The sequence below is a fragment of the Caldimonas sp. genome (genome assembly GCF_046289365.1).
In the GTDB taxonomy this organism is placed as follows: Bacteria; Pseudomonadota; Gammaproteobacteria; order Burkholderiales; family Burkholderiaceae_C; genus Caldimonas.
In genome coordinates, this window is the sequence record NZ_JBKBVU010000244.1 from 1 (window position 1) to 3,966 (window position 3,966).

Here is a 3,966-nt window from a genome sequence, read left to right on the forward strand (position 1 = left end):
CCAGCAGTCGAATCATGGGCGCCATTATTCCCCCGGCCCGCATAACGAAAAACCCCGCCGAAGCGGGGTCTGTTGCAACGTCGAAGTGCCGACGCTCACTTCTTCTTCTTCGCGTCCTTGCCCTTGGCGGGAGCAGCCGCCGGCGCCGGGGCAGCGATGACTTCCTCGACCGGCTCGACCACCGACACCACCGCCGGGTTGGGCTTGCCATGGGTCATGACCTTGATGCCCTTGGGCAGCTTCAGATCGTTGACGTGCAGGGTCTGGCCCTTGACCAGTTCGCCCAGGTCGACTTCCAGGAACTCGGGCAGGGCCTGCGCCAGGCACTGGATCTCGAGTTCGTTGAGGATCTTGTTGACGAGGCACTTGTCGGTCTTGACGGCCGGCGAGTTCTCCTCGTTGATGAAGTGCAGCGGCACTTTCTTCTGGATCTTGGTCTTGGGATCGACACGCTGGAAGTCCACGTGCAGCACCAGGGGCTTGAACGGGTGCATCTGCACGTCGCGCAGCAGCACCTTTTCGACCTTGCCGGCCAGCTCCATGTCGAGGATGGAGGCGTGGAAGGCCTCCTTCTTCAGCGCGAAGAACAGCGCGTTGTGATCGAGCTCGATCGGCTGGGGCTCACCGGCCCCGTAGACGATGCCAGGCACCTTGCCGGCGCGGCGCAGGCGGCGGCTCGCTCCGGTCCCCTGCACAGTGCGCTCGTATGCAACGAATTTCATGCAACTCTCCAATGAGTCAGCGTCCGCGACCAGACGCAAGAAACGGGGGGCTCGAAGGCCGCCCCACCAATGAACCGGATCAGAAGTTGTTGTTCTGCTCCGAGAACAGGGACGTGACCGATTCGCCGTCGGAAATGCGGCGGATGGTCTCGGCAAACAGGAAGGCCACCGAGAGCTGGCGGATCTTGGGGATCGACCGTGCCGCCTCGGCCAGCGGGATGGTGTTGGTGATCACCACCTCATCGAGTTCGGAATTGCGGATGCGCTCGAGCGCCGGACCGGAGAACACCGGGTGGGTGCAGTAGGCGTATACCGACTTGGCGTTGCGCTCCTTGAGCACCTCGGCGGCCTTCACCAGCGTGCCGGCGGTGTCGATCATGTCGTCCATGATCACGCAGTTGCGGTTCTCGATCTCGCCGATGACGTGCATCACCTCGGAGACATTGGCCTTGGGGCGGCGCTTGTCGATGATGGCCAGGTCGCAGCCGAGCTGCTTGGCCAGCGCACGCGCGCGCACCACGCCGCCCACGTCGGGCGACACCACCACGAGGTCGTGGTAGTTCTTGCTCTTGAGGTCGGACAGCAGCACCGGCGAGGCGTAGATGTTGTCGACCGGGATGTCGAAGAAGCCCTGGATCTGGTCGGCGTGCAAGTCCATGGTCAGCACGCGGTTCACGCCCACGGCTTCGAGCATGTTGGCCACGACCTTGGCGGAGATGGGCACGCGGGTGGAGCGCGGACGGCGGTCCTGACGGGCATAACCGAAATACGGGATCACCGCGGTGATGCGCCGGGCCGAGGCGCGCTTGAGCGCATCGACCATGATGAAGAGCTCCATCAGGTGCTCGTTGGTCGGCGCGCAGGTGGGCTGGATGATGAAGATGTCGCGCCCGCGCACGTTCTGCTGGATCTCGACAGCGACCTCGCCGTCGGAGAAGCGGCCGACCGAAGCCTGGCCCAGCGACAGGCCCAGGTGGTTGGCGATCTCGAGGGAAAGCGCCGGATTGGCGTTGCCGGTGAACAGCAGGGTGTCGGACAGCATCGTGGGCTCCGTCGGACCGGCACCGGCAGGAGCCGGCGCCCGTGTACGCCCCCGCGGTCCGGTGCCCGGGGGCCTTTCCAAAACTGCAGAACCTCTGGATGGTCCCCCACGGGGCTCATCCAGAGGTTCTGGATTGTGGTGGCAGGGGAGGAAGGATTCGAACCCTCGAATGTCGGAATCAAAATCCGATGCCTTAACCGACTTGGCGACTCCCCTACACCGGACGTCGCCCGGGCCTGCTGGCCCTGGCGCCGACCTTCAACTCGTCGCGCTCAATCCGAAACCCAGCCCGCAAGGGGATGTCGCTCCAGACTGCGGCACCTGCGCCACTGCCAGCCCTCGGGCAGATCGGGATCCGCCGGGCCGGCACCGGACACGGTGCCTGCTTCCTTGCCGACCCACGCGAAGACCGCACTGCCCGAACCGGTCATGCGGCTGTTGCCGCAACGCCTTTTCAAGCACTCCAGCGCTTGACCGACCGACGCGCAAAGCGCCACTGCTGCCGCTTGCATGTCGTTCCTGCCAAATCCCTGGGGGTCTGCAAGAAAGTCCGCAACTATAGCAGGTTTTGTGTCGCGTACCAAGAGGGGGCTGGCAAAGATGTCCCGGGTGGCCAGGCCCTGCGGGGGCTTGAGCACCTCCAGCACGGCCCCGGGCAGCGCAAGCGGGGTGAGGCGCTCGCCGATGCCCTCGACCCAGGCCGGCCCGGGGCCCAGGAAGAAGGGCACGTCCGCGCCCACGGTGGCCCCCAGGGCGATGAGCCGCGCGCGCGGCCAGTGCAGGCCCCACAGGCGGTTCAGCGCGATCAGCGTGGTGGCCGCATCCGAGCTGCCACCGCCCAGGCCCGCGCCCCAGGGCACCTGCTTGTCGAGGTGGATGTCGGCGCCGTAGCGGGTGCCGCTGGCCGCCTGCAGGGCGCGTGCCGCGCGCAGGCACAGGTCGTCCTCGGGCAAGGCCGCCCCCAGGTCGTGACGCCGCAGCCGGCCGTCCTCGCGACGCTCGACATGCAGGGTGTCGCACCAGTCGATGGGCACGAAGACCGATTGCAGCAGGTGGTAGCCGTCTGCGCGGCGGCCCACCAGGTGCAGGAAAAGGTTCAGCTTGGCCGGTGCCGGCAGGTCGTAGCAGGCTTTCATGAGTCCACCCGGGCCCGCACAGTCACCGGCACGGGCGCAGCGCGGCGCGCCACGATCAGCCCCTGGTCTGCGCCGTCGAGTTCGACGGTCCAGCCCAGTTGCACGAAGCCGGGCCCGCCCTCGCGCGGCCGGCTCGACGCCCCCGGCCAGGGGCGGGCCCGCAGCCAGTCGAACAAGGCTTCCACCGGCAGCGATTCGCCCATGAGCTCACGCGTGAGTTCGTCCAGGCTCGCGTAGTCCTGGCGTCGCCCCTGCGTCTGCACCCAGGCCTGGCCGGGCTGCCAGCGCGCCACGGCCAGCACGGTCCCCAGCGGACTGGCCAGGCGCAGTTCGCCCCGGTCGGGCCGGCCGAGCAGCTCGAACACGGCCGTGGTCGAGCGCACCTCCTGCGGTGCGTCCACGCGCACGGCCAGCCGCCCCGAGACAGCCAGGGCCAGGGCCTCGTCGGGCGCCGGCAGGCTGGCGCAACCGGCCAGCCCCGCCAGCGCCATCGCGGCCAGGCCTGCGCGCAGCCGGAACCCGCCCGAGCGCGTCACAGGTCCACCTTGAACCGGCGCAAGGTCTCGCGCAGCACCTCGTTGGAGGCATCACGCGCCTGGCCTTCACGCCAGATGCTGCGCGCTTCCTCGCGCCGGCCCAGCACCCACAGCACCTCGCCCAGGTGGGCGGCGATCTCGGTGTCGGGGCGCGCCTGGTAGGCCCGCTGCAGGTGCTGCAGCGCTTCCTCGCGCTGGCCCATGCGGTACTTCACCCAGCCCAGACTGTCGACGATGAAAGGCTCGTCGGGCGCGAGCGACAGGGCTTTCTCGATGAGGGCTCGCGCCTCGTCCAGGCGCAGGTTGCGATCGGCCAGCGTGTAGCCCAGGGCGTTGTAGGCATGGTAGTGGTCGGGCTTGAGCTCGATGACACGCCGCAACAGCCGCTCCATCGCATCCAGGCGGTCGGTCTTCTCGGCCATCATCGCCTGTTCGTAGAGCAGGTCCACGTCATCGGGGAAGCGTTCGCTGGCCTGTCCCAGCACCTGGTAGGCCCGCGGCCACTGGCGCTGGTCGCGCAGCAGGTGGGC

The 3,966-nt window shown here is 67.9% G+C and carries 5 protein-coding genes and 1 tRNA gene; all 6 read right to left on the reverse strand.

Annotated features, from left to right (window positions below; all coding sequences use genetic code 11):
- Positions 1-95: 95 nt before the first annotated feature.
- Positions 96-722 carry a 50S ribosomal protein L25/general stress protein Ctc gene (locus ACK42S_RS16235; protein ID WP_409709923.1) on the reverse strand — a complete coding sequence of 209 codons (627 nt, stop codon included), beginning with the start codon at positions 720-722 and terminating at the stop codon, positions 96-98.
- Positions 723-801: 79 nt separating this feature from the next.
- Entirely contained in the window at positions 802-1,764 is a 963-nt protein-coding gene (locus ACK42S_RS16240) for a ribose-phosphate pyrophosphokinase (protein ID WP_409658129.1), read from the reverse strand.
- Between the two features lie 139 nt (positions 1,765-1,903).
- Positions 1,904-1,980, reverse strand: a tRNA-Gln gene (locus ACK42S_RS16245).
- A gap of 56 nt (positions 1,981-2,036) precedes the next feature.
- Complete coding sequence (ispE, locus tag ACK42S_RS16250; RefSeq protein ID WP_409709926.1) at positions 2,037-2,900, reverse strand: 4-(cytidine 5'-diphospho)-2-C-methyl-D-erythritol kinase; 864 nt, start codon at positions 2,898-2,900, stop codon at positions 2,037-2,039.
- A complete protein-coding gene (locus ACK42S_RS16255; RefSeq protein WP_409709929.1) occupies positions 2,897-3,436 on the reverse strand; it encodes a lipoprotein insertase outer membrane protein LolB in 540 nt (179 codons plus the stop codon). Before ACK42S_RS16255 ends, ispE begins: the two co-directional genes overlap by 4 nt.
- On the reverse strand, positions 3,433-3,966 hold a 534-nt coding region (locus ACK42S_RS16260; protein WP_409709932.1), incomplete at its 5' end, for a tetratricopeptide repeat protein. The genes ACK42S_RS16255 and ACK42S_RS16260, both read right to left, overlap by 4 nt.